The sequence below is a fragment of the Kocuria himachalensis genome (genome assembly GCF_054784195.1).
In genome coordinates this window covers 159,668-185,186 of sequence record NZ_BAAGPL010000015.1, presented here as the reverse complement: position 1 = coordinate 185,186, position 25,519 = coordinate 159,668, and the positions used below count along the sequence as shown (strand labels likewise).

Below are 25,519 nucleotides of genomic sequence, written 5' to 3'. Positions count from 1 at the left end.
TTCCGGTGGGATCACGGTTCGGTGGGTGAGCCGGCCGCGGCGGACCTGGAGTCCAGCTCCGTGGCGAGGTCGGTGAGGACCGGGTGGCTGAGGAGGTCCTTGAGCGAGACCTTCCGGTCCAGGGCGATGGCGAGCCGGACAGCGGTCAGCGACGTGCCGCCGCGCTCGAAGAAGTGGTCACGACGGTCGATCCCGCCCTCCGGCACGGCGAGCACGCGCGACCACGCCGCCGCCAGCCACTGCTCGGTGGGGGTGCGCGGAGGCTCGAGAGAGCGGCCCTCGAGCTCGACGTCCGCCGCCAGTGCGGTGAGGCGTTTGCGGTCGATCTTGCCGTTGGCCGTCAGCGGGAGGGCCAGCTGCCACTGGAACACCTGCGGGACCATGTAGCCGGGCAGCGACCGCGCCAGGCGCTCGCGCAGCGTGCCGAAGTCCAGCGGCTCGGGCGCGTGGTAGAAGGCCACCAGGTGCTTGCCCCGGTCCGGTCGCTCCGCCACGACGACCGCCCCATCGCGGACTCCGGGAACCCGCAGGAGGGCGTTCTCGATGTCGCCGATCTCGATGCGGAACCCGGAGATCTTGACCTGGCTGTCCCGGCGGCCCAGGTACTCCAGTCTGCCGTCCGGTGACCAGCGTCCGTAGTCACCCGCCCGGTAGAGTCGCGCGCCGTCCACGTAGGGGTCGGTGGAATACGCCTGTGCCGTCCGCTCCGGGTCGTTGACGTACCCACGGCCCACGCACACTCCGGAGAAGGCGATCTCGCCCGGTGCTCCGAGCGGCACGAGCCGCTGCCGCTCGTCGAGGATGTGGATCCGGACGTTCGGGACCGGCCGGCCCAGCGGCACGTGATCGCCCGCCGGCGCGGCGCTCATCACCTCGTGGTTCGTGTCGTCCGAGGTCTCCGTCAGCCCGTAGGCGTTGACGAGCTTGACGTCGGGCAGCACCTCGAACCAGCGGCGGACCAGCTCTTTCTTCAGGGCCTCCCCGGTCGCCGAGACGCTGCGCAGACGGGGCAGGGGGCGGGGCCTGCTCTCGAGGTAGGCCACCACCGCGTCCAGGTACGAGGGGACGACCTGGAAGACCGCGACCCCGCCCTGTTCCACCGTGTCGACGAAACGCTCGACGTCGAGGATCCGGTCCTGGCCGACGATGAGGGTGGTGCCGCCGACGAGCAGGGCCGAGACCAGCTGCCACAGGGAGATGTCGAAGCACTGGGGGGCGCTCTGGGCCACGACGTCGCCGGGGCCGATTCCCAGGTCCTCGATCTTGGCGTACAGGTGGTTCAGCATCCCGTCGTGCTCGCACATCGCGCCCTTCGGTTCACCCGTGGAGCCCGAGGTGAAGTAGACGTAGGCGAGCTGGTCCGGACCCACCTCCAGGCCGAGGTCGTGGGTGGCGTGCCCCTCCGCCTCGACGTCCTCGACGAGGAGCTTCGTCACGGCAGGCATCCCGGCGAGCGCTCCGTCCAGCGAGGTGGTGCTGCCCTCCTCGGTCAGCACCGTCCGGCACCCGGCTCGGGTGAGCGTCCTGGCGATCCGGTCGGCGGGGAAGTGCGGTTCGAGCGGCAGGTACGCGCCTCCGGCCTTGAGGATGCCGATGACGGCGGCCATCCACTCCAGGTTCCGCTCGGCGACGACCGCCACGACGTCCTCCGCTTGCAGTCCGCGCGCGAGCAGGACGCGGGCAAGCCGGTTGGCGCGGGCATTCAGCTCCGCGTACGTCCACTGTCGCGTGTCCTGGACGGCCGCGATGCGTTCGGGATGCTGCCGCACGCGCTCCTCGAAGAGCTCGTGGAAGCGTCGCTCGGGCCGGGGCCGCACGGGCCCGGCCAGCTGCTCGAGCTGGAGGCGCCGCTCGTCCGGAGCGACCAGGTCGGCGTCCACCGGCTCCGCCTCGGGGTCGGCGGTCAGGTGGCGGAGCGCGGTCAGGTGGTATCCGGCGATCCTGAGGGCGGCATCGGCGTCGAGGACCTCCTGTCGGTACCGCAGGCGGAGCACCTCGCCCCCGGTCACCTGCTGGAGCGAGACGCCGAGCACGACGCCCTCCGGCAGCTCGGAATCGGCGTCCTGGCGGGTGTCGAGGACCACCTCGTACCCCGCAGAAGCCGCCTGATGCGGAGCCTGCCCCCGCCCGGACTGCTCGGCGCGAGCCTGGATCTGCCGGACGTGCAGCTCGCGGACCAGGGCTCGCCAGGACCGGTGGCCCAGGTCGAGGTGGCACCGCCAGGTGCCCGCCGTGTCCGTGCAGCCGGTGGTGATCTCCGTCTCGCCCGACAGGGCCTGGAGCACCCGCGCGTGGGCCGCCAGCCAGATCGAGCCCGGTGCCACCTCCGAGTCCCGGGCGAGGGACCGCACGGCGGTGCGCAGGTCCTCGGGCACCTCCACCTCGACCTGTGCCTGACCCGGCCGGCGGTCCTGCGTCCACCGGGGGATCTGCGTCGGTGCGGCCGCTGGGAGGACGGGACGGTCGCGGGCCGGATCCGTCGAGTGGTCGGCGACGGCCCTGCAGGTGAGCGCACGGGTGGTGGTCATGACAGGGGCCTTTCCAGGGCGACGGGGGACGTGGTGGCGGCACGGACCTCGTCGGCCGGGTTGCCGCCCCACAAGGATCCCCGGGTGAGGGTCGTCCCCTTCATCACGAAGGAGTCGGTGGCGACGACGACGCCGTCCTCGACGGTCACGCCGTAGTGGACGAGGGCGGCGACACCGAGCGTGACGTCGTCACCGATGACGTCCTGGTCGGACTTGAACATGCCGTCCTCCTGGGAGTGGCACTGGATGCCGGTGCCGACGTTCAGCGTGCAGCGGGAGCCGATCGTCACCAGGCTCCGCTCGGGGATCGAGCAGCCGTCGTCGAAGACCCGGTTGCCGATCCGCACGCCCAGCAGACGCCAGATCAGCGGCTTGAACGGCGTCCCGTTGAGCATGTTCATGCGCCAGTTCACGATCTGCAGCTTCCAGTACCGCTCGTGCCACCAGAAGTACGGACGGTAGATGGAGCAGAGCTGAGGCTGGAGCGCCCGGGAGCGCGTCACGATCTGCTCGATGCCGATGGGGACCAGCACTCCGATCAGGAGCATCATGACGAACGACGCGGAGAAGGCGAGGACACCGAACCTGTCGGACAGCTCGAGGGCGGCGAACGCGGCCACCATGGCCAGGGAGGCGTTGAGCCACCGCACCAGCAGGAAGAGGGCCATCGTGCGCAGATTGTGCTTGTTCTTGGCCGAGAGGACCCGTTGGAGCTGGGCGGGGTCCGTGTGCTCCGCGAGCGGGGCGTCCCGCAGGACCGAGCGGGGGATCTCGAACGCCGGTGACCCGAGCAGACCCACGTCATGACGCACCGGTCCGTCGAGGGGGACCATCACTTTGGTCGCGAGCAGACAGTTGTCCCCGGTCCTGGCCCCGGCCGGGTAGAGCACGAAGTTGCCGAGGAAGCTGTGCGCGCCGATCGTCACCGGACTGACCGTGAACGACGTCGCCGAGTAGTCGGTGTTCATGAACGACACCCCGTCGGCGATCATCGTGCCGGTGCCGATCGTCGACAGGTACGGATTGTCGTGTTTAAACTGCGTGCCCAGGTTCGAGCCGGTCTGCTGGAGGTGCGGCTGGTCGTACCCGAGGGCCCGCACGTAGTTCACGACGTACGAGCTGTCGCCGAACAGCGTTCCGAGCATGGGCCTGTTGGTCAGCCTCTCGACCGCTCGCTCCGCCGCGTGCCGCAGTCCGAACAGCGGATATACCGTGTCGGGCTTCAGCGCGAGCTGGAGCACCCGCGGCACGGTCGTCATGACGATCAGTGTCACGATCGTTCCGCCGAGGACGCCCACGCCGGCAAAGGCGACGGCGTCGGCGTAGAAGACCCAATTGGTGAACGCGTCCGGATGCGACTCCAGGAGCGCCGCCACGCGCGGGAACGCCAGAACGGTCAGGATCATCGCCAGTCCTAGCATGACGCGTCCCAGCGCGAGCGTGGCCAGGAGCTGTGCGGCGGCGTACACGGCGCGCCGCCACGGGCGGTAGGGCGCGGCGGCGACCGTGCCGAAGTCCGTCTCCGTGCGCCGGCCCGGCGAGCCGTGCCATCGCTCGCCCGCGGGCACAGTCTGACCGGTGTACAGAGTGGACCGGTGGCCCAGCTGGGAACCGTCTTCCATGGCCGTGCCGACGTCCAGGACGCTGCCCTCGCCGACGATCACGTCACGGCCCAGCGTCACGGCACCGATCTGGATGACGCCGCCGTGGGCGCGGTAGCCGTTGGCGTACACGTCCTTGCGGATCACCGTTCCCTCCCCGATCGTGAGCAGATCGGTGCAGACCGGCAGGTGAGTGGTCAGGATCGTCACGTTGCGGCCCACCCTGGCGCCCATGGCTCGGAGATAGAAGGTCGTCAGCGGGGAACCGGTCATAAGCGCGAGGGGCGAGGTGCGCATCAGGGTCTTGACCAGCCAGAATCGGAAATAGCCCAGGCTCCAGATGCGGATCTCCCGGGGCCTGAAGCGCCCGATGAGGATCCACTTTCCCGCCACGGGCAGGATGCACAGCAGCAGGAACGTCGCCGCGCCGAGGGCGACCGACCGCAGATAGAGCTCCCAGACACTCATCCCGTGGCCCACCCAGTGGTGGTTGCCCGGCCCAGCGACCGGGAACACCCACAGGTACCCCACGACCGCGACTGCGCCGGCGAGCAGGCAGTAGCCGAGGTAGACGAGCACCTGCAGGACGCCACAGGTGACGTACTCCCACGTCCGCGCGTCCATGGGCGGCGGTGTCGACGGCACGGAGGCCACGACCGGATCGGGCCCCTGCGGCTTGTCCTGCTGCGCGGCGCCGCCCATCGCCGCGGCGAGTGCGGAGACACTCGGATTGCTGTAGACGTCCTTCATGGACACCGCCGGCAGGTCCGGCTGCTTGCGCACCCGGGCGCAGAACCGTGCCATCACGAGCGAGTCCGCGCCCAGGTCGTCGAAGAAGTCGGCGTCCGCCGGCACCTGCTCCACGCCCAGCACCCCGGTCAGCACCTCGGCCAGCCGGTCCTGCACGGCCGCAGGCACCGGCTCCGGCGGCGCCACGGCCCCGGCCAGCCCCGTGATCGTCGGGTGCTGGTAGACGTCCTTCATGGACACCGCCGGCAGGTCCGGCTGCTTGCGCACCCGGGCGCAGAACCGCGCCATCACCAGCGAGTCCGCGCCCAGGTCGGCGAAGAAGTCCGCGTCCACGGGGACGTCGTCCTGCTGCACCACCGAGGCGAGGAGATCCGCCAGCCGGCGCTCGAGGGGCAGGTCCGCGCCGGTCCCCTCGACGGCCGGTGCGGACGGGGGCTCGCGCCTGGTGGGGACCGAGATCGGGGGGAGGGGGGACGCCGGGGGGGCGTCGGCGAGCTTCTTCACTGCGAGAGACTCCTCGGTGAGGTGGTGGCCGCGGAACCGGTCTCCGGTGTGGTGGCCGCCTGCCGACGCCATGACACTTGGTGAGGCGGTCGGGCCCGAGCGGCCGTCGAGTCGGAGCCGGCGAGCGCCTCGGCCCCGAAGTGGTCGAGGACCCAGTCCGGCTGGTAGATGGTGTCCAGGTACGGGCGGCCCAGGTCGGGGGAGATGGCCACCGCGGTGACGTCCTCGGCGTGGTGGTCCGCGAGCCATGTCATGGCGCCGTGGACCACGGTCCCGGTGGAGCCGCCGAGCAGGAACCCGCGCCCGGCCAGGCGGTGGCAGGTGCGCACCGTGTCCAGCTCCTCGACCATCACTACGTCATCGATCAGGGACTCGTCGAGCTGGGGCGGCCGCACACTCATGCCGAGCCCGGGGATCAGACGGGTGGCCGGCCGGCCGCCGAACGAGACGGAACCGGTGGCGTCCACCGCGACGATCCGGACGTCGGGCCGGTGCTTCTTGAAGTACCGCGCGCAGCCCATCAGCGTGCCCGTGGTCCCGGCCCCCACGAAGAGCACCTCGAGCTCGGGGAACTGGGCCTCGATCTCGGGGGCGGTCCAGCGGTAGTGCGCCCCCCAGTTGCCGGGACTGGTGTACTGGTTGAGCCAGACGTACCGCTCGTCGGACCTGCACAGCTCCCGGACGTGGTTGAGCCGGGCGCCGAGGAAGCCGTCGACGGGATCCGGCTCGGTGACCAGATCGACGTGCGCCCCGAGCGACTCCATGAGCTGCCGGGTCGCGGGGTTGCAGCGCGGGTCGATCACGCACACGAAGCTGTACCCCTTGCTGGCGGCGATCATGCTGAGCGCGACGCCGAGGTTCCCGGAGGAGGACTCCACGAGCACGGAGCCGGGGCCGACCCTCCCTTCCCGCTCGGCCCGCTCGACCATCTCCCGGGCGGGCTTGAGCTTGATCGAGCCGGCGAAGTTGAACCCCTCGATCTTCAGGTAGAGGCGGCGGCTCAGCACGCCCTCCAGGTCGATGAACAGACTCTGCTCGTTGAACAGGTGCGGAGCCTTGATGACGGTCATGGTCTTCCTCGTTCTCTCGCCGTGCGCTCGGTCCGTGAGGCAAGCGCGGGGACGGCGTTCTGCATTCGGGTCGGCTCGTAGCTCGGCTGACGGGCACCGCAAGGACCCTCTTCTCGGCATGCCGATCGATCACGGCTCCGTCCTGCGGGGCGCCGCCTCGACGGATCGGTTCAACGCTGCGCTGCGAGCCCGGAGCGATCGACGGATGTGAGTCCCCCACTCGCGGCAGGAGCCGCAGGACAGTGGTGCCAGCCGCGAAGGCGGCGGTCGTGACTGCTCAGGTGATTCGTCTCATGGGTCTGTCCCATCCGGTGGAGAAGCGAGATCCGCTTCGCGACTGGTGCTGGCCGCTGGCGCGTTCCCCCGAACGCCCGTTGGGCTCTGTGTATGGTTCGACGTCACCAAAGTAATCTCAGGTCAGGGGGTCTCGACCAAGATTTGCAAAGATGACGGACACGATTCGGACACGGCCCCGGTGGAGGCCCGGATGATCGCGGAACCGGCTCTCCTCGTCAGCGCAGGAATCCGGGTGCTGAGAAGGGCGCATGACGGATGCTCCAGACGTGACGGAGTGGCTGGACCGGGAAGGTGCTCCGCTCCGGGATCTCGAGGAAGCACGGCACAGGGCGATTGAGTTGTTCGCCGCTCCCGCCGGACCCTGTTCCCTGAAGGGGGCCCGACATGCTTCAAGGGTGACCGACGGGTCAGACGTTGTAGTCCGCCTCCGGTTGGAGAAATCCAGTCCACCGGTGGTTGTACGCGGTGACGGTCACGGGACGCGGACGGTCAGCGCCGCCCGCGACACCTCACCGGCCGGGCCGGGGGCCGGTGGAAGATCCAGGTCCAGGATCCGCCACCCGGCCACGGGCCGCCCCGGGACGGGACCAGCACCGACCTCGTCGACGGAGGGGTCGCGGAACAGTCCGGAGCCCATGGCCTTGAGCAGGGACTCCTTGCGCGCCCACACCGTGGTCACGGCGGCCGGCCGGTCCGCGGGGGGCAGGACCTGCACGGCGGCGATCTCGGCGGGGTGGAGCAGGGGGAGCACCTGCTCGGCGGCGACCGGGTCCTGGAGGTGCTCGACGTCCACCCCCACCTCGCGCTCGGCGGTGGCCACGAGCACCAGGTCGCCGCTGTGCGAGAGGGAGAAGCGCAGGGCGTGGTCCTCGAGCCGCGGCTTGGGCCGGGACCCCCGGGCGGGGACGGGCGGTCCCAGGCGCAACGAGGCCGGGGCCGCGCCGGTGCGGGCGGCGAGCACGTGGCGCAGCACGCAGTGGGCGACCACGAACCGCCGCCGGTCGGTCTCGTGGCGGAACGCCGCGGCCCGGGCCCGCTCCTCGTCGTCCAGGCAGTCCCGGACCGACTCCGCCCAGCCGGCCAGCGGGGCCACGCGGGCGAGCACCACCCTCACGTCCGCGGGGGCGCCCGCCACCGGCAGCTCGACCACGCCGGGCACGCTCGGCGGGACCTTCGTCACGACGACGGGCTCACCGGGACCGGCCGGGAGCGGCGCACGCCTCGAGGTCCTCGAGCAGGCGGTGCCGGTTCCCGGCGAGCGGGTGGTGGCCGCCCGGGTACTCCCGCCGCTGCACGGGTCCGGTGCTGACCGGGCGCCAGGCGTCCATGCCGGCGTCGTCCACGGTGTGGTCCTCCGTGCCGCGCAGCAGCAGGAGGGGCGCCGCGACCGGGGCGGGCAGCCGGTCGTGGGCCATCGAGACCAGCAGGTCCGCGCGCAGGGCGGGCAGCTGCAGGGCCAGCAGCTCGGGGTTCGCGAGCACCGCCTCCGGGGTGCCGCCGAGCTGCCGCAGCCACCGGGCGAGCGCCTCGTCCGCGCCCGGGTCCTGCGGGTCGAGCCCGGCCCGCAGGTCCTCGTCCCCGTCGTTCGCCACGTCCACGGCGCCCGGCGCGGACTTCGCGGACAGCGCGAGCAGCGACACCCGGATCCCTTCCCGGTGCTCGAGGAGCGAGGCGAGCTCGGCCGCGACGGACGCGCCCATGCTGTGGCCCAGCACGACGAGCGGGACGTCCGAGGACGCCCCCGGGGACGATGCGGTGGACGTCGCCGCGGACGACTCCACGGTCGCCCCCGAGGACGTGACGGCCGATGTCTCCGCCGACGCCCACGGGGCCGCGGCGACCGCCTCGGCCGCCTCCGCGGCGAGAGCGGCGACCGAGGGGGCCGCAGGCTCCCGGAAGCGGTTCTCCCGTCCGGGGTACTGGACGCCGAGCACGTGCACGTCCTCGCGGACCAGGAACCGCCAGTAGCCCGCGGCCGCGCCCGAGGGCGGGCAGCACAGCACCCGCAGCCGCGGCGCCCGGGCGGGGGCGCCGGTGCGCAGCCGGTCCTGCGCGGAGAGGTCCACGAGGCAGCGCCCGGGGGAGCCGGTCGGTCGGGTGCTCATCGGGGCCGGACCGCCCCCGTCAGGAGATGGTCGCCAGGACGGCGCCGGCGGAGACGGTGTCGCCGGGGCTCACGGAGAGCCCTGAGACCGTGCCCGACTTGTGGGCGGTCAGCGGCTGCTCCATCTTCATGGCCTCGAGCACGAGCACGAGATCGCCCTCGGCCACCTCGTCCCCGTTGTCCACCGCGATCTTCACGATGGTCCCCTGCATCGGGGAGCTCAGGCTGTCGCCGCTCGCCGCCGGGGTGCCGCCGCCGCGCGCCGAGCGGGACTTGCGGGGCTTCGCTGCGGTCCCGTTGGGCTTGGCCGTGCCGGACAGCGCGGGAAGGACCACCTCGAGGCGTTTGCCGGACACCTCGACGACGATCGCCTGGCGCTCCTCCGCCTCGGGCCCGGCCTGCGGGACGCCCTCGAACGGCGGGATGGTGTTGTCGAACTCGGTCTCGATCCACCGCGTGTGCACGGAGAACGCGGTGCCGTCCGCGGGGGCGAACGCAGGATCGGCGACCACCGCGCGGTGGAAGGGGACCACGGTGGGCATGCCCTCGATCCGCAGCTCCGCCAGCGCCCGGCGGGAGCGCTCGAGCGCCTGCTGCCGGGTGGCCCCGGTGACGATGAGCTTGGCGAGCATCGAGTCGAAGTTCCCGCCCACGGTCTCGCCGGCCTGCACGCCGGAGTCGACGCGCACGCCGGGACCGCCGGGCAGGTCGAGGGCGGCGATGGTGCCGGGGGAGGGCATGAAGTGCCGTCCGGGGTCCTCGCCGTTGATGCGGAACTCGATCGAGTGGCCGCGGACCTCCGGGTCGTCGTAGCCGAGGGCCTCGCCGCGGGCCAGCCGGAACTGCTCGCGCACCAGGTCGATGCCCGTGACCTCCTCGGACACGGGGTGCTCGACCTGCAGGCGGGTGTTGACCTCCAGGAACGTGATCGTGCCGTCGCGGCCCACCAGGAACTCGCAGGTGCCCGCGCCCTGGTAGCCGGCCTCGCGCAGGATCGCCTTCGAGGACGCGTAGAGCAGGCGGTTCTGCTCCTCGGACAGGAACGGCGCCGGCGCCTCCTCCACGAGCTTCTGGTTGCGCCGCTGCAGGGAGCAGTCCCGGGTGGAGACGACGACGACGTTGCCGTGGGCGTCGGCCAGGCACTGGGTCTCGACGTGCCGCGGGGCGTCGAGGAAGCGCTCCACGAAGCAGTCGCCGCGGCCGAACGCCGCGGTGGCCTCGCGCACGGCGGACTCGTAGAACTCCGGGATGTCGTCGCGGTCGCGGACCACCTTGATGCCGCGGCCACCACCGCCGAAGGCGGCCTTGATGGCCAGGGGCAGCCCGTGCTCGTCGGCGAACGCGAGGACCTCCTCGGCCGAGGTGACGGGGTCGGTGGTGCCGGGGACCTGCGGGGCGCCGACCTTCTCCGCGATGTGCCGGGCGGCCACCTTGTCGCCGAGCTTGGCGATGGCCGCGGGCGGGGGCCCGATCCAGGTCAGCCCGGCCTCGAGCACGGCCCGCGCGAAGTCGGCGTTCTCGGACAGGAAGCCGTAGCCGGGGTGCACGGCGTCGGCGCCCGAGCGGGCGGCGACGTCGAGGATCTTGTCGATCACCAGGTACGAGTCCGCGGCGGTGGACCCGCCGAGCCCGTACGCCTCGTCCGCCGTGCGCGCGTGCAGGGCGTCCCGGTCCGGGTCGGCGTACACGGCCACGGAGGCGATGCCCTCGTCGCGGGCGGCGCGGATCACGCGCACCGCGATCTCGCCGCGGTTGGCGACGAGCACCTTGGTGATGGGGCGGATGGCGCCGTCCGCGGGGTTCTTACCGGTCACGTCTCACTCCTTGTCGAATCCTCCGATGCACTGTATTCCCCGCCGCGAGCAATCGCCCAACCACCCGGCGGTGGACCCGAAATGCGTCGCCGTTTCTGTAGGAGTCCTACAAAGCGCCGGCCGCTCCCGCGGTGGGGGTCCTCAGCGGCGGGCCGTCCACAGCTGGGGCACGCCCACGCCCACCCGTCCGAGCAGCGTGCGCAGGGTGCTGAGGCTCAGACCGACGACGGCGTGCACGTCGCCCTCCACCCGCTCCACGAACGCCGCGCCGAGGGCGTCGATGGTGAAGGACCCGGCCACCTCCAGGGGCTCGCCGGTGGCCACGTAGGCCGCGACCTCGTCGTCGGACATCTGCGCGAAGAACACCTCGGCGCGGGCGGCCGCGCCGCCGCTCCAGCCGGTCCCGCCGTCGGCCGGGCTCCGGGTGTCCACGAGCCAGTGGCCCGTGTGGAGCACCCCCGAGCGCCCGCGCATGGCCCGGATCCGGGCGGTCGCCGTCGCGGCGTCCAGGGGCTTGCCGTGCACCTCGCCGTCGAGCTCGAAGACCGAGTCGCAGCCCACCACCAGGGCGCCGGCGGCCTCGGGCAGCGCCGCCACGGACTCCGCCTTGGCCCGGGCCAGCACCATCGCGGTCTCCTCCGCGCCGGTCACCCCGAGCTCCCGGACCACGGCGTCCTCGTCCACGTCGGAGACGAGCCGGTCGTGGCCGATCCCGGCGTCGGCCAGCAGCTTGGTGCGGGCGGGGGAGCGGGAGGCGAGGACGAGGCGGGGAGTCACCGTCCCAGGATACGCAGGCCGCGGGCGCGGGGGCCGCGCTCCGTCCCGCCCACGCGCGAGGGGTCGCGTCCTGCTGGTGAGACGTTCTCCCACCGGCAGGACGCGACCCCTTGCGGTCACCCGGTTCCCCGGGGCGGGCCGCTGCGGCCTAGAAGAAGCCCTGGGCGTCCTCGGAGTAAGAGACCAGCAGGTTCTTGGTCTGCTGGTAGTGGTCCAGCATCATGAGGTGGTTCTCGCGGCCGATGCCGGAGGACTTGTAGCCGCCGAACGCCGAGTGGGCGGGGTAGTTGTGGTACTGGTTCACCCACACGCGCCCGGCCTGGATGTCGCGGCCGGCGCGGTAGGCGAGGTTGCCGTTGCGGGCCCACACCCCGGCGCCGAGGCCGTAGAGGGTGTCGTTGGCGGTGGCCATGGCGTCGGCGTAGTCGGTGAACCGGGTCACCGACAGGACGGGCCCGAAGATCTCCTCCTGGAAGATGCGCATCGAGTTCTCGCCCTCGAACACCGTGGGGGAGACGTAGAAGCCCTCGGCGAGGTCGCCGTCCAGGACGTTGCGCTCCCCGCCCACGAGCACCTTCGCGCCCTCCTGCCTGCCGATGTCGATGTAGGACAGGATCTTCTGCAGCTGGTCGTTGGAGGCCTGCGCCCCGACCTGGGTGTCGAGGTCCAGCGGGTTGCCCTGGACCATGCCCTTCACGCGCTCCACGCCGTCCGCGAGCAGCCGGTCGTAGATCGAGCCCTGGATCAGGGCCCGCGAGGGGCAGGTGCAGACCTCGCCCTGGTTGAGGGCGAAGAACGCGAAGCCCTCCAGCGCCTTGTCGTAGAAGGAGTCCTGGGCTGCGGCGACGTCCTCGAAGAAGATGTTCGGGGACTTCCCGCCCAGCTCGAGGGTCACCGGGATGATGTTCTGGGACGCGTACTGCATGATGAGCCGGCCGGTGGTGGTCTCACCGGTGAAGGCGATCTTGCGGATCCGCGGGCTCGAGGCCAGCGGCTTGCCGGCCTCCACGCCGAAGCCGTTGACCACGTTGACCACGCCCGGGGGCAGGATGTCCGCGAGCAGCTCCATGAGCACCATGATCGAGGCCGGGGTCTGCTCGGCCGGCTTGAGCACCACGGCGTTGCCCGCGGCCAGGGCCGGGGCGAGCTTCCACACGCCCATGAGGATCGGGAAGTTCCAGGGGATGATCTGGCCGACCACGCCGAGGGGCTCGTGGAAGTGGTAGGACGTGGTGTTGTCGTCGAGCTGGGAGAGGGTGCCCTCCTGGGCGCGGATGGCCCCGGCGAAGTAGCGGAAGTGGTCGATGGCCAGGGCGATGTCCGCGTTGATGGTCTCGCGCACGGGCTTGCCGTTGTCCCAGGTCTCGGCCACGGCGAGCATCTCGAGGTTCTGCTCCATCCGGTCGGCGACCCGGTGGAGCACCAGCGCCCGCTCGGCGACCGAGGTCTTGCCCCAGGCCGGGGCGGCGGCCCACGCGGCGTCGAGCGCGGCGTCGATGTCCTCGGCGGTGCCGCGGGCCACCTCGGTGAAGGGCTTGCCGTTGACCGGGGAGATGTTCTCGAAGTACCGGCCCTTCACGGGCGGCACCCACTGCCCGCCGATCCAGTGCTCGTAGCGGGGCTTGAAGGAGACCTTCGAGCCCTCCGTGCCCGGCTGCGCGTAGACGGTGGTGAGGGACTGGGTTTCAACGCTCATGGTGACGTGCTCCTGGTGCGTGACGGTGCGGGTGTCACGAGCGCGGGCCGGACCCGGCCCGCGCCGTGAGGTGATGCACATCACGTTAGGCCGGGCCCCGTTGCACGCACGTTGCACCGGGCGCCGGGCCCGGTCAGCGGCGCAGCCGCTCCAGCTCGAGCACGGCCGCCGCCCGGGCGGGGGAGCGGGGCGGCAGGAGGCGCAGCAGCAGCGCCCAGGCCTCGGCGTCGTCGGCGGCCTCCGGGAGGGTGAGGTACTCGCGCACGGCCTCGGCCGAGCCGTCGGTCAGGACGGCTTCGCGCAGGAGCCCGGTGAGGCGGTGGCGCAGCGCCACGAGGGACGGCGCCTCGGAGTGCGGCAGCAGCGCCCCGGTGTACTCGCGCAGCGCCCGCCGGTGCGAACCCCGGGCGAGCAGCTCGAGCACCCGGCCCGCGTCCGAGGGCAGGGGGGTCTCGAGCCGGTAGGGGCGTGAGGCGATCGCCGGGCCGCCACGGGACTCGAGCAGCCGGCGCAGCCGCAGGACCTCGGCGCGCACCGTGGTCTCCTGCGCCCGGCCGGCCCACAGCTGCTCCGACAGCTCCGCGGTGCACAGCCCGGAGCCGGCGCGGGACAGGGCCAGGAGGATCTCGGCGTGGCGCTCGGTGAGCTCCAGGGTCCGCCCGTCGAGCACCAGCGCCGGAGGGGCGTCGCCGAGCACGCGCAGGAACGCGCCGTGGGCGGGGGCGGCGGCCGGGGTCGCCGCGGCCTCGGAGCGGCCGGCGGTGCGCAGGGCGAGGGCCAGCTCGGCCCGGGCGGCGCGCACCGCCGCGCCGACCAGCGCCCGGGTGGTGGTGGCGGCGGCGGCGTCCCCGCCCGTCAGGTCCACCGCCCCGAGCAGCGCCCCCGTGACGGGGTGCAGCAGCGGGGCGGCCGTGCAGGACCAGGGCCGGGCCTCGGGGTAGAAGTGCTGCTCGCGGTGCACGGTCACCGGCCGGCGCAGGACCAGGGCCGTGCCGGGGGCGTTGGTGCCCACGGCCGGCTCGGACCAGTCGGCGCCCTCGACGAAGCCCATGGCCTCGGCGCGCCGCCGCGTCGCGGCACTGCCCCGGACCCGCAGGATCACGCCGCGCGGGTCCGTGACGGCCACGACCAGTCCGGTGTCCTCGGCCAGCGGGGTGAGCAGCTCGTCGAGCACGGGCATCAGCAGCCGCAGCGGGGAGCGGGCCTCCCGGACGTCGGAGCCGTCCAGCACGACCCGCGGGGCGCAGCGCTCCGGCGCCGAGAGGTGGTCCAGGGACCGGGCCCAGGACAGGCGCAGCAGCGGGTCCGTCGTCGTCGGTCCGTCCGCCGGTGCGCCCACGCGCCGCCTCCTGTCCCGTGCTGTGCTCCAGCTCTCGTGCCCGTCCCAGGGTAGCCCGTGACGCGTCCGGCAACGGCGAGGGGCGGGGAACTGCCGGAATGCGTCGAGCATTCTCGCAGTTCCCCGCCCCTCGCGGTGCGGACGGCGGCGCCGGGGCTCAGCGGCCGGCGGCCGCCGGGGCGTCTCCCAGGTGCGGCTCCGTGCCGGACCCGGCGGGGCCCGTGGCCTCGGGAGCCGCGTCCTCGGGCACGAACGGGTCGCCGGAGCGCGGGGCGTCGTAGAGCCCGCGGTCCAGCAGTCCCTCGCGGTGGGCGACGATCGTGGGCACCAGGGCCTGGCCCGCCACGTTGAGCGCGGTGCGGCCCATGTCGATGATCGGGTCCACGGCCAGCAGCAGCCCCACCCCGTCGAGCGGCAGGCCCAGCGTGGACAGCGTCAGGGTGAGCATCACGGTGGCGCCCGTGGTGCCGGCGGTCGCCGCGGAGCCCAGCACGGACACGAGCGCGATGAGCACGTAGTGGGTGACGTCCAGGTCGATCCCGTAGAACTGGGCGACGAACAGGGCGGCGATCGCGGGATAGACCGCGGCGCAGCCATCCATCTTGGTGGTCGCGCCGAGCGGCACGGCGAAGGACGCGTAGGCGCGGGGCACGCCCAGATTGCGCTCGGTGACGCGCTGCGTCAGCGGCATGGTGCCCACCGAGGAGCGGGAGACGAAGCCCAGCTGCACGGCCGGCCACACGCCGGAGAAGTACTGCCTGACGGAGAGCCCGTGCGCCTTGACCAGCGCCGGGTAGACCACGAGGGCCACGAACAGCAGGCCGGCGTAGACGGTGGCGACGAACGCCAGGAGCCCGCCCATCGAGGTCCAGCCGTACTCGAACACGGCCCGGCCGATCAGCCCGAGCGTGCCCAGCGGGGCGAGCCGGATGATCCACCAGACGACCTTCTGCACGATCGCCAGGGCGGAGCGCACGACCGCGAGGAAGGGCTCGGCGGGGGCGCCCACCTTGAGCGCGGCGATGCCGACGGCCGCCGAGACCACGAGCACCTGCAGCACGTTGAAGTTCGCCGCCGTCGTCACGGTCTCCGCGTCGACGACGGTGGAGGAGACCTGCAGCCCCAGGAAGTTCGCGGGGACGAGGCCGGTGAGGAAGCCCAGCCACGAGCCCTGCGTCCCGGTGTACGCCTCGGCGGGTGCCGCGGCGCCGCTGCCCGCCCCGGGCTGGACGACCAGCCCGAGGACCAGGCCGACCGTCACGGCGATCAGTGCCGTGATCCCGAACCACAGCAGCGTCTTCCACGCGAGCCGGGCGGCGTTGGAAACCTCCCGCAGGTTGGCGATCGAGGAGATCACCGCGGTCACGATGAGCGGGACCACGGCGGCCTTGAGCAGGCTGACGTAGCTGGTGCCGATGGTGTCCAGCGCGGTCATCAACCAGTTGGGGTCGGTGTCGGGGTCGCCGCCGAGGGTGTCGGCGACGGTGCCCAGGACCACGCCCAGGAGAAGGGCGAGCACGATCTGCGGGCCGAAGGAGGTCGTCCATCGGGGCAGCCGGCGAGTGCTTTCTGCGGAAATCATGTGCCCACGATAGAGCGCGGAAATATACAACACCCAATGACGATGACGAAATGTGACGCCATTATGACTGAGTTCACAGGTCGAGCGCGTACCGCAGGGTGTCCAGGCCCACCGATCCGACCCGCAGGGCGCGCGTGTGGAAGTCCTTGAGCCGGAACTCCGGGCCCGCCGCCGCGCGGGCCACCTCCCGCGCCTGCTCCCACAGCTGCTGGCCCACCTTGTAGGACGGCGCCTGCCCCGGCCAGCCCATGTACCGCATCCACTCGAAGCGCAGCATCGGGTCCGCCATCACGATGTTCGAGCGCAGGAACCGCCAGCCGTCCTCGGGCGTCCAGCCCTCGCCGGGGCGGGCCCCGCCGAGGGCGTCCCCGAGCTCCGGGGGCACGCGGTAGCCGCAGTGGAAGCCGACGTCGAAGACCACCCGCGCCGCCCGCAGCCGCTGGGCGTCCAGCATCCCCATCCGGTCCCCGGGGTCCTGCAGGTGGCCCAGCTCCTCCATGAGCCGCTCGGCGTACAGCGCCCAGCCCTCCCCGTGCCCCGAGACCCACACGCCCATGCGCCGCCACCGGTTGAGCTCCCCCGAGTTGGCGAGCGCGGTGGAGAACTGCAGGTGGTGACCGGGGACGCCCTCGTGGTAGACGGTCGTGGTCTCCTGCCACGTGGTGAAGGTCGCGGTGCCCTCCGGCACGGACCACCACATGCGCCCGGGGCGGGAGAAATCGGCGTTGGGCATCGAGTACCAGATCCCGCCGTCGTGGGTCGGGGCGATGCGGCACTCGAGCCGGCGCATGGGACCGGTCAGCTCGAAGTGCGTGTCCGCGAGGGCGTCCACGGCGGCGTCGGAGAGGTCCTGCATCCAGGCCTGCAGCGCGTCGGTGCCGTGCAGCTGCCGCGCCGGGTCCGCGTCCAGGGCCGCCATGGCCTGGGCCACCGTGGCGCCGGGGGCGATGCGGTGGGCGAGCTGCTCCTGCTCCGCCACGATCGTGCGCAGCTGCTCCACGCCCCACGCGTAGACCGTGGCCGGGTCCAGGACGGCGCCCAGGAACTCCTGCAGGCGCAGCGTGTACACGTCGGGGCCCACCGCGTCGGTGCGGGGCGCGTCCGCGGCGAGCTCCTCGCCCAGCACGGCGGCGAGGCCCTGGTAGGCGTGCCGCGCCGTCTCGGCCGCCTCCGCGACCTCCTGCCGCAGCGACTCCGGGACGCGGGGGTCGCGTGCCAGCCGGTCGAAGAAGCCGCGGCGCGCCGCGTAGCCGGTGCACTGCCGGGCCGCGTTGCGCAGCTGCGCCCCGGAGGCCGAGCGGCCGAGGGAGCGGGCGTGGCGCAGGCCCAGGACGTAGGAGTCCACGGCGGCGGGGACGGCGCGCAGCCGGCCGGCGAGGTGCGCCCAGTCCTCGGCGGTGCCCCGGGGCAGGTCGTCGAAGACCTCCCGGATCTCCTGGACCGGTGAGGAGATGTTGTTGACCTCCCAGCCCCGCAGCCCCTCCTCGTGCAGGAGGAGGTCCAGGCCGAGGCGCTCGCGCAGCGCGTGGCCGGTGATCCGGTCGACGTCGTCGGCCGGGGCCGCGCGCTCGAGCTCGGCCAGCGTCCGGCGGGTGGCGTCCGCCCGGGCCTCCAGGCCCTCGGGTCCGAAGTCGCGGTACTCGGTCTCGTGACCCGGGAAGCCGTGCACGGTGGCCTGGGCCGGGTCCAGCTCCATGGCGCGGGCGAACCAGCGCTCGGCCACGGCGTCGACGGCCGTGGGCTCGCGACGGCCGGTGCCGAGGGGAGAGGGCCCGGCGCCGCTGGTGGAGGGGGGATCGGGCCGTTCATCGGTCATGCACGTCACAGTAGTGCCGGGTGCTCCCTAGACTGCGGAGCATGTCAGCCCCTGTGCCGCCTGCCGGTTCCGCGCCTGCCGCCACCGTCCCGGCCGGGCCCTCGGGCGCCGCCGGGACCGGGCCCGCCCTGCTCGTGGTGGTCGCGGGGGTGGTGGGCGCCCTGCACGTGTGGAAGCTCTCCCCGGCCCTGCCCGTGCTCTCCGCCGAGCTCGGCCAGAGCCTGGTGCAGGGCGGCTTCCTGCTCTCCACCGTGCAGGTGGCCGGCATGCTGCTGGGCGTGGTGGTGGGCCTGTTCGGGGACCGCATCGGCCTGCGCCGGGGGCTGGTGCTGGGGCTGGGCCTGCTCACCGCGGGCTCCGTGACGGGCCTGCTCTCCACGGGGTACGGCCCGCTGCTGGGCTCCCGGGTGCTGGAGGGCGTGGGGTTCATGCTCGTGTCGATCTGCGCCCCCGCACTGATCCGGCGCACCGTGGCCCCGGCCAGGGTGTCGCTGCTGGTGGGCCTGTGGGGCTGCCACATCCCGGTCGCCGCGGCCCTCTCCCTGCTGCTCGGCGGACTGCTCAGCGAGGCCCTCGGCTGGCGCACCTGGTGGGCGGCCGCCGCGGCCGGCTCCGCGCTCCTGGGCCTGCTGGTGCTCGTCGTGCTCCCGCCGGACCCGGCCCACGTGGCGGTGCACGGGGTGCGGCAGCGCCTCGGGCTGACCCTCCGCGCGCCCGGCCCGTGGCTCGTGGCCCTGGTCTTCGGGCTCTACACCGCCCAGTGGAACGGGGTGGTGCAGTTCCTGCCCTCCATGTACGCCGAGGCCGGGATCGCCGCGGGCGCCGCAGCGGGGCTCAGCGCGCTCGCCGCAGGGGTCAACGCGGTGGGCAACCTCGGGGCGGGCCGGGCCCTGCAGCGGGGGGTGCGCCCCGTGGTGCTGTGGTGCACGGGCTTCGCCGTGCTGGGACTGGCCGCCGTGGTGGCGTTCGGGCTCGCCCCGCTGCTGGACGAGGAGGTGCGCTTCGGCACCCGGTACGGCGCGGTCCTCGTCTTCTCCGCCGTGGGGGGAGTGGTGCCGACGACGGCGATCGCGAGCCTCATGCGGGTCGCGCCCACGCCCACCACGGTGGCCACCACGCTGGGGCTGGGCCAGCAGTTCAACGCCGTGGGCCAGTTCGCCGGCCCGCCCGCGGTCGCGTCGGTCGCGCAGGCGACGGGCAGCTGGGACCTGACGTGGGCGGTGACGGCCGTGCTCGCCCTCGCGGGCATCGCGGTGGCGCTCGTCGTCTCGCGGCGGATCCCCCGGGAGCCGTGAGCGGCGACCAGCTGGTCAGCACCCGGCCGCGCGGCCCCGCACCGCACGTCGCTCACCCGGAGTCACCGTCCCGCCGCGCCCGATCCACGGGGACCGACTCCACCGGGCTGCCCCCTGCCGGGTCACTCCGCCTGCCGGGTCACTCCTCCGGCCGGGTCCGCCGCCACGCGCCGCGGCCCGGGCGCAGCCGCAGGCCCAGCCGCATCCGGCGGAACTGGTCCCGGCGCCCCGGGGAGCCCTTGGCGTCGGCCTCGCCCGCGTCCTGCCGCGCGAGCAGGACGGCCGTGACGGCGGCGATCTCCTCCGGCGTGGGGCTGCCGGCCGTGAAGCACAGGGACGGGGTGCCCTCGACGGGCTCGCGGGGGGTCACAGCGGGATGTTCCCGTGCTTCTTGGTGGGCATCGTCGCGCGCTTGTCCCGCAGGGCCCGCAGGGCCTTGAGCACCTGCACCCGGGTCTCGGACGGGGAGATCACCGCGTCCACGTAGCCCAGCTCCGCGGCCTGGTACGGGTTGAGCAGGCTCTCCTCGTACTTGCGCACCAGGTCGGCGCGCAGCGCCTCGACGTCCTCGTCGTTGTCCGCGGCGGCCTTGAGGTCCCGGCGGTAGAGGATCTCCACGGCGCCCTGGGCGCCCATCACGCCGATCTGCGCCGTGGGCCAGGCGAGGTTGATGTCCGCGCCGAGCTTCTTGGAGCCCATCACGATGTAGGCCCCGCCGTAGGCCTTGCGGGTGATCAGGGTGACCAGCGGGACGGTCGCCTCGGCGTAGGCGTAGAGCAGCTTGGCGCCGCGCCGGATGATGCCGTTGAACTCCTGGTCGGTGCCGGGCAGGAACCCGGGCACGTCCACGAGCGTGAGGATCGGGACGTTGAACGCGTCGCAGTGGCGCACGAACCGGGCCGCCTTCTCGGACGCCGCGATGTCCAGCGTGCCGGCGAACTGCAGGGGCTGGTTCGCCACGACGCCCACGGTGTGACCCTCGACACGGGCGTAGCCGATCATCACGTTGGGGGCGTAGAGGGCCTGCATCTCCAGGAAGTGCCCGTCGTCGACGATCGCCTCGACCACCGCGCGCATGTCGTACGGCTGGTTGGCGGAGTCCGGGACCAGCGTGTCCAGGGCGAGGTCGGCGTCCGTGACCTCGTCCTCCTGGTCGTGGTCCACCAGGGGCGCCTCCTGCAGGTTGTTCGCCGGGAGGAACTCGAGCAGCTCGTGCACGAAGTCCAGCGCGTCCTGCTCGTCCTCGGCGAGGTACGTGGCCGTGCCCGTGGTCGTGTTGTGCTGGCGCGCCCCGCCCAGGGTCTCCATGTCCACCGTCTCGCCCGTGACCGTCTTGATGACGTCCGGACCGGTGATGAACATGTGCGAGGTCTTGTCGACCATCACGATGTAGTCGGTCAGGGCCGGGGAGTAGGCAGCCCCGCCCGCGCACGGGCCCATGATCAGCGAGATCTGCGGGACCACCCCGGAGGAGCGGACGTTCATGTTGAAGATGTCCGCGAACATGGCCAGGGAGGCCACGCCCTCCTGGATCCGCGCCCCGCCGCCGTCGTTGATCCCGATGACCGGGCAGCCGTTGCGCAGGGCGAACTTCTGCACCTTGACGATCTTCTCCCCGTTGACCTGGGACAGCGACCCGCCGAACACCGCGAAGTCCTGGGAGTAGACCGCCACGAGGCGCCCGTCTACCGTGCCGTAGCCGCTGACCACGCCGTCGCCGGGCAGTTTCTTCGACGCCATCCCGAAGGCGGTCGAGCGGTGGGTCGCCAGGGCGTCGAACTCCACGAACGAGTCCTCGTCCAGGAGCATCTCCACGCGCTCGCGGGCGGTGTTCTTCCCGCGGGCGTGCTGCTTCTCGATCGCCGCCTGGCCCGCGGGGGCCTCGGAGCGGGCCTTCCGGTCGTGGAAGTCGGCGATCTTGCCGGCGGTGGTCGTCAGGTCGTGGGTCACAGGCACCTCGTGGTCTGGTACGCGGCCGGCCCGGCGGGCCGATCGGTCCGGTCCGGGGTGGTCAGGGGACCTGCTCACTCTAGTCCGCGGCCGCGGGGGCCTCTGTTGTAGAACTCCTACAAATTCCGTGCCCGGTGCCGGGGGGCACCGGCGCGGTGCTCAGCCGACGCGGCCAAGGACCACCTTCCAGGGGCGGACGGTCCGCTCGGTGACCACCCCGTGGCGCACGAACGGGTCTTCGTCGGTGAGCCGCTCGACCTCCGCGGGGTCCTCGGCGGCGAACACCAGCAGCGCGCCGGGCGCGCCGTCGTCGTCGAACGGACCCGACGCGAGCAGGTGCCCCTGCTCCACGAGGCCGCCGAGGTACGTCCGGTGCTCCGGCCGGCGCGCGGCCAGGACGTCGGCGGGACCTCCGTAGACGTAGGTGACGGCGAACGTCGTGCTGTTCTCGGCTGCGCTCACGATGGCTCCTGAGGGTCGTGCCGCGGCCCCGCCCGGCCGGACGGGACCGTCCAGCCGGTTCCCGGGGAAGCGGGCTACTACTGTGGATGTGGTCCGAACACTACGCGGACGGCGCCCGCCCGGACAGCACCGTCCGCCCGGGACCGCGACGACCGGCCGTGACGACCGGACCGCGACGACCGGACCGCGACGACCGACCAGAGGAGAACCGTGCCCGACCCCTGCGCCGACGACCTGCGCGCCCCCGCCGTGATCGCGGCCCTGGCGGACCTCGGCCTGGGGCGGATCGACGTCCTCGACGAGGTCGGCTCCACGAACCAGCACCTGACGGCCGCCGTCGCCCGGCAGGCGCGCGGGCCCCGCCCGGACCGGCCGTGGACCGATCTGTCCCTCGTGCTCACCGGTCACCAGAGCGCGGGGCGCGGCCGGCTGGACCGGGTGTGGACCACCGAGCCCGGCACCGCGCTGACCTTCAGCGTCCTGCTGCGGCCGGCCGACGAGCGCGGCCGGCCGCTGCCCACCCAGCACTTCCCGTGGCTGACCCTCCTGATGGCCGCCGCCGTCGTCGACGCCCTGGACGGGCTCGCGGCGGCGGGCGCGCGGATCAAGTGGCCCAACGACGTCCTGGTGGACGGGCGCAAGGTGGCCGGCCTGCTCGCCGGTCTCGTCCTGGACGAGCAGCGCCCGCCGGCGGTGGTCCTCGGCACCGGCATCAACGTCGCCCAGGAGGAGCTGCCCGTGGACACGGCCACGTCCGTCCGGCGCGCCACCGGCCGCGAGGTCGAGCGCGCCGCCGTCCTGCAGGCCGTGCTGGGCGCGTACGTCCCGCTCTACCGGCAGTTCTGCGCGGACCCGGCCGCCGCCGTGCGCCCCGGCGGCGCGCTGCGCGCCCGGATCACCGAGCGGATGGAGACCCTCGGCCGCCCGGTGCGCGCCGAGCTGCCCGGCGGGGCCGCCCCTGTCACGGGCACCGCGACGGGCCTCGGGGAGCACGGGGGCCTGCTGGTGCGCGAGGCCGGCGGCATCCGGCGCGAGGTGACGGCGGGCGACGTGGTGCACCTGCGCCCGGCCCCGGACGCCCCTGGGACGGACTGAGCGTGCCCGCCCGTCCCGCCTTGCAGCCCGGCGAGCGCGTGCTCGTGTCCACGCGGGCCCACGGCGCGCGGCTGACCCGGCCCTTCCTGGTGCTGCTGCTCACGGTGTTCGCGCTGTCCTTCGCCCAGCGGGCCCTCGAGCTGCGCTGGCGCCCCGTGGCGGAGCCGTGGACCACGGTGCACGCCGGGGTGGAGCTCACCCTGGTCGTCGCGGCCGGCTGGGTGGTGCTCCGCAGCTGCCTGCGCCCGCTCCTGCGCTGGTGGCGCACCCGCTACGTGCTCACCACCCGTCACCTCGTGCTGCTGCGCCCCGGCGGGGCCCGGAGGACCGTGTCGCTGCCCCTGCACCAGCTGCGCCGGGTCTCGGTGGATCGCCGGCGCAGCCCGGCCCTCGGCCGGCACGACGGGCGCGTCGTGGCCGACTTCGGGCCCTTCGGCGGCCTGCGCCTGGAGAACGCCCCGGAGGCGCAACGCCTGGCCGGGCTGATCCGCCGGGCCGCGGAGGACGAGTGGGCTGCGCGCGGCGGCGCCGGCCGGGCCGGGGATCCCGGATCCGGCGGGGGCGCGCCGTGGCCGCGTCCCACTAGAGTGGACCGCGACGCGGTCGTGGCGCCACGCCCGGGCCCGCCCGTCGCCCCGCGCCGGCCGTGGAGCCGGCGGGGCGTCCACCAGGAACAGGAGTGACGTGTGGCGAGTGAGGACCCGGAGACCCAGGGCGAGCCGGAGCTCGGCCCCCAGACGGCACAGCTGAACCTGAACCTGCACAACCCCGTCCAGGCCAACCTCTACCGCTCGGACGAGTCCAAGGCCGCCGTGCAGGCCCTCGAGCAGACCCTCCTGGGCTCCGAGCGCGACCTGCGCCGCCGGGAGGCCGCACGCCGGGGCGGGCTGTCCCTGCTGTCGGCGCGGAAGGTGTGGCGGGCCCTGGGCTTCCCGAACCTCACCGACGACGACCTCTGGTTCACCGAGCAGGACTCCGAGGCCCTCCGGGTGCTGTCCACCATGGTGCTCGAGGAGAAGGTCACCGAGGAGGCGGCCCTGTCCCTGGTGCGCTCTATCGGGCAGATGACCGACCGCATGGTGGTGTGGCAGGTCGAGGCGCTCGTCGAGGACATGGTCGTCCACCGGGGCATGACCGACGCCGCCGCCCGGCGGCAGCTGCTGCACCTGCTCCCCGCCCTCATCGACGCGATCGAGAACCTCCTGGTCTACTCGTGGCGGCGCCAGATGAACGCCGCCGTGCAGCGGCTGGCGATGCGCGTGGAGCGCCCGGACGGCTCGACCGCCACCGGACCCACGTCCGACGACGGGGCGGCCTCCATCCTTCCGCTCGCCCGCGGGGTGGGCTTCGCGGACCTGGTCTCCTACACCTCGCTGTCCCGGCAGATGAACGAACGGACCCTGGCGAACCTCGTGCAGCGCTTTGAGAACCGCTGCGCGGAGGTGATCGCCGTGGGCGCCGGCCGGCTCATCAAGACCATCGGGGACGAGGTCATGTTCCTCGCCGAGACCCCCGAGGGCGGGGCGCAGATCTCCTTGGCCCTGGCCCGCGCCATCCGCGACGACCCCGAGCTCCCGCAGGCGCGCGTGGCCTTCGTCTGGGGGCGCGTGCTGCCGCGGCTCGGGGACATCTACGGGCCCACGGTGAACCTCGCCTCCCGGCTCGTGTCGCTGACCGAGCCGGGCTCCGTGCTCGTGGACGCCTCGACCGCCGCGGTGCTCTCCGGCGACGACCGCTTCATCCTCCTGCCGCAGCCCACCCGCAACGTGCGGGGCTTCGGCGACGTCCAGCCCGTCGCGCTCTCCCAGGGCGCCGGTCCCGGGCTGGAGGTCGACTTCGAATGAGCGCACCCCTCGTCATCCGCGCGGGCGCGTCCACGGACCGGGGCCTGCGCCGGGAGTCCAACGAGGACGCCCTGGTGGTCACGGCCGCGATGTGCGCCGTGGCGGACGGCATGGGCGGGCACGAGGCCGGCGAGGTGGCGAGCGCCCTGTGCGTGCGCACCCTCGGGGCGTCCCCCCTCTTCCAGATGGAGGACTTCCGGTCCTTCGAGGTCCTCGAGCCGGAGCCGCCCCGGGACATCGTCCGGTTCCGCGCGACCGTGGAGCGCGAGCTGCGCCTGGACCCGGAGATCCCCGACGACGCGATCGAGGCCGTCCGCCGCGTCCGCTCCGTGCTGTGGCAGGCGGACCAGCACATCCAGCACGCCGTCGAGGGCCGGGCGGGCACCACCGTCACCGGCGTGTGGCTGCTGCGCATCGACGGGCGCATGCTGTGGGTCGTGTTCAACACGGGCGACTCCCGGACCTACCGGCTGGTCGCGCCCCAGCCCGGGGGTCGTGCCGGGGAGGGCGAGGGCGGGCCCAGGATCGAGCAGCTGACCGTGGACCACTCCGAGGTGCAGTACCTCGTGTCGATCGGGCAGCTCACCGCCTCGCAGGCGCTCGTGCACCCGCGCCGCAACGTGATCACCCGCGCCCTGGGCACCGGCCAGGTCTGGGAGCCGGACGTGTGGGTGCTCCCCGCCCGGCACGGGGACCGGCTGATGCTGTGCTCGGACGGGCTGACCAACGAGCTGAGCCCCGCCCACATGGCCCGGGTGCTCGCCGCGGTGTCCCACCCGAAGGAGGCGGCCGACGTCCTGCTGCAGGCCGCGCTGCGCACCGGCGGGCGGGACAACGTCACCGTGATCGTGGCCGACGCCGTGCGGCCGGGGGAGTACGCCCCCGGCTTCTGAGCCGCGCCCCGCGGGCCCCGCGTCCCCGAAGTGGGGGCGCCGTCCCCAGAAGAGGGTGGCCTCATGATCCGTCACATCGGCATCGCCCCCACCTGCCCTGTT

Annotated in this window: 19 protein-coding genes; 5 read left to right on the top strand and 14 right to left on the bottom strand. The window is 73.2% G+C overall.

The features are described 5' to 3' along the window. Positions 1-11 precede the first annotated feature (11 nt). The 11 genes from ACYVM4_RS10085 to ACYVM4_RS10035 all read right to left on the bottom strand — a co-directional run bounded on the left by ACYVM4_RS10085 (position 12) and on the right by ACYVM4_RS10035 (position 17,878). Positions 12-2,528 (bottom strand): non-ribosomal peptide synthetase, encoded by a 2,517-nt coding sequence (locus ACYVM4_RS10085; RefSeq protein ID WP_460668447.1) that lies wholly within the window; start codon positions 2,526-2,528, stop codon positions 12-14. Further along, entirely contained in the window at positions 2,525-5,383 is a 2,859-nt protein-coding gene (locus ACYVM4_RS10080; protein WP_460668446.1) for a Pls/PosA family non-ribosomal peptide synthetase, read from the bottom strand. Before ACYVM4_RS10080 ends, ACYVM4_RS10085 begins: the two co-directional genes overlap by 4 nt. Then, entirely contained in the window at positions 5,380-6,453 is a 1,074-nt protein-coding gene (gene sbnA / locus ACYVM4_RS10075; protein WP_460668445.1) for a 2,3-diaminopropionate biosynthesis protein SbnA, read from the bottom strand. Before sbnA ends, ACYVM4_RS10080 begins: the two co-directional genes overlap by 4 nt. Before the next feature lie 769 nt (positions 6,454-7,222). After that, complete coding sequence (locus ACYVM4_RS10070) at positions 7,223-7,930, bottom strand: 4'-phosphopantetheinyl transferase family protein (RefSeq protein WP_460668444.1); 708 nt, start codon at positions 7,928-7,930, stop codon at positions 7,223-7,225. Positions 7,931-7,940: 10 nt separating this feature from the next. Continuing rightward, positions 7,941-8,855: a thioesterase II family protein gene (locus tag ACYVM4_RS10065; RefSeq protein WP_460668443.1), complete on the bottom strand. Its 915-nt coding sequence runs from the start codon at positions 8,853-8,855 to the stop codon at positions 7,941-7,943. Positions 8,856-8,874: 19 nt separating this feature from the next. Then, complete coding sequence (locus ACYVM4_RS10060; RefSeq protein WP_460668442.1) at positions 8,875-10,668, bottom strand: acetyl/propionyl/methylcrotonyl-CoA carboxylase subunit alpha; 1,794 nt, start codon at positions 10,666-10,668, stop codon at positions 8,875-8,877. A 141-nt stretch (positions 10,669-10,809) separates the two neighbouring features. Then, the gene (locus ACYVM4_RS10055) at positions 10,810-11,445 is read right to left on the bottom strand and encodes a Maf family protein (RefSeq protein WP_460668441.1); all 636 of its coding nucleotides are present in this window, start codon (positions 11,443-11,445) and stop codon (positions 10,810-10,812) included. A gap of 148 nt (positions 11,446-11,593) precedes the next feature. After that, complete coding sequence (gene exaC, locus ACYVM4_RS10050) at positions 11,594-13,141, bottom strand: acetaldehyde dehydrogenase ExaC (RefSeq protein ID WP_460668440.1); 1,548 nt, start codon at positions 13,139-13,141, stop codon at positions 11,594-11,596. Positions 13,142-13,274: 133 nt separating this feature from the next. Then, the gene (locus ACYVM4_RS10045) at positions 13,275-14,480 is read right to left on the bottom strand and encodes a transcriptional regulator (RefSeq protein WP_460668439.1); all 1,206 of its coding nucleotides are present in this window, start codon (positions 14,478-14,480) and stop codon (positions 13,275-13,277) included. Between the two features lie 157 nt (positions 14,481-14,637). Then, positions 14,638-16,062 carry a dicarboxylate/amino acid:cation symporter gene (locus ACYVM4_RS10040; protein WP_368820737.1) on the bottom strand — a complete coding sequence of 475 codons (1,425 nt, stop codon included), beginning with the start codon at positions 16,060-16,062 and terminating at the stop codon, positions 14,638-14,640. Positions 16,063-16,135: 73 nt separating this feature from the next. Beyond that, a complete protein-coding gene (locus ACYVM4_RS10035) occupies positions 16,136-17,878 on the bottom strand; it encodes a DUF885 domain-containing protein (RefSeq protein WP_460668438.1) in 1,743 nt (580 codons plus the stop codon). A 41-nt stretch (positions 17,879-17,919) separates the two neighbouring features. Between ACYVM4_RS10035 and ACYVM4_RS10030 the strand changes: the two genes are divergently transcribed. Then, a complete protein-coding gene (locus ACYVM4_RS10030; protein WP_460668437.1) occupies positions 17,920-19,173 on the top strand; it encodes an MFS transporter in 1,254 nt (417 codons plus the stop codon). Between the two features lie 139 nt (positions 19,174-19,312). On the opposite strand, the gene ACYVM4_RS10025 is transcribed toward ACYVM4_RS10030, so the two are convergent. The 3 genes from ACYVM4_RS10025 to ACYVM4_RS10015 form a co-directional block, all read right to left on the bottom strand. After that, positions 19,313-19,543: an acyl-CoA carboxylase subunit epsilon gene (locus tag ACYVM4_RS10025; protein ID WP_368820734.1), complete on the bottom strand. Its 231-nt coding sequence runs from the start codon at positions 19,541-19,543 to the stop codon at positions 19,313-19,315. Then, positions 19,540-21,123, bottom strand: a complete 1,584-nt coding sequence (locus tag ACYVM4_RS10020) for an acyl-CoA carboxylase subunit beta (RefSeq protein ID WP_368820733.1) — start codon at positions 21,121-21,123, stop codon at positions 19,540-19,542. The genes ACYVM4_RS10025 and ACYVM4_RS10020 overlap by 4 nt, the downstream gene beginning before the upstream one ends. Positions 21,124-21,282: 159 nt before the next feature. Continuing rightward, positions 21,283-21,585 carry a YciI family protein gene (locus ACYVM4_RS10015; RefSeq protein ID WP_460668436.1) on the bottom strand — a complete coding sequence of 101 codons (303 nt, stop codon included), beginning with the start codon at positions 21,583-21,585 and terminating at the stop codon, positions 21,283-21,285. A gap of 210 nt (positions 21,586-21,795) precedes the next feature. Between ACYVM4_RS10015 and ACYVM4_RS10010 the strand changes: the two genes are divergently transcribed. Genes ACYVM4_RS10010 through ACYVM4_RS09995 form a run of 4 tightly spaced genes read left to right on the top strand, consistent with a single transcriptional unit; the run spans position 21,796 to position 25,417 of the window. Then, positions 21,796-22,680 carry a biotin--[acetyl-CoA-carboxylase] ligase gene (locus ACYVM4_RS10010; RefSeq protein WP_460668435.1) on the top strand — a complete coding sequence of 295 codons (885 nt, stop codon included), beginning with the start codon at positions 21,796-21,798 and terminating at the stop codon, positions 22,678-22,680. A 2-nt stretch (positions 22,681-22,682) separates the two neighbouring features. After that, entirely contained in the window at positions 22,683-23,363 is a 681-nt protein-coding gene (locus tag ACYVM4_RS10005) for a hypothetical protein (RefSeq protein WP_460668434.1), read from the top strand. Between the two features lie 3 nt (positions 23,364-23,366). After that, on the top strand, positions 23,367-24,524 hold the full coding sequence (locus ACYVM4_RS10000; RefSeq protein ID WP_460668433.1) for an adenylate/guanylate cyclase domain-containing protein: 1,158 nt from the start codon (positions 23,367-23,369) through the stop codon (positions 24,522-24,524). After that, on the top strand, positions 24,521-25,417 hold the full coding sequence (locus ACYVM4_RS09995) for a PP2C family protein-serine/threonine phosphatase (RefSeq protein ID WP_368820728.1): 897 nt from the start codon (positions 24,521-24,523) through the stop codon (positions 25,415-25,417). The genes ACYVM4_RS10000 and ACYVM4_RS09995 overlap by 4 nt, the downstream gene beginning before the upstream one ends. Positions 25,418-25,519 lie beyond the last annotated feature (102 nt).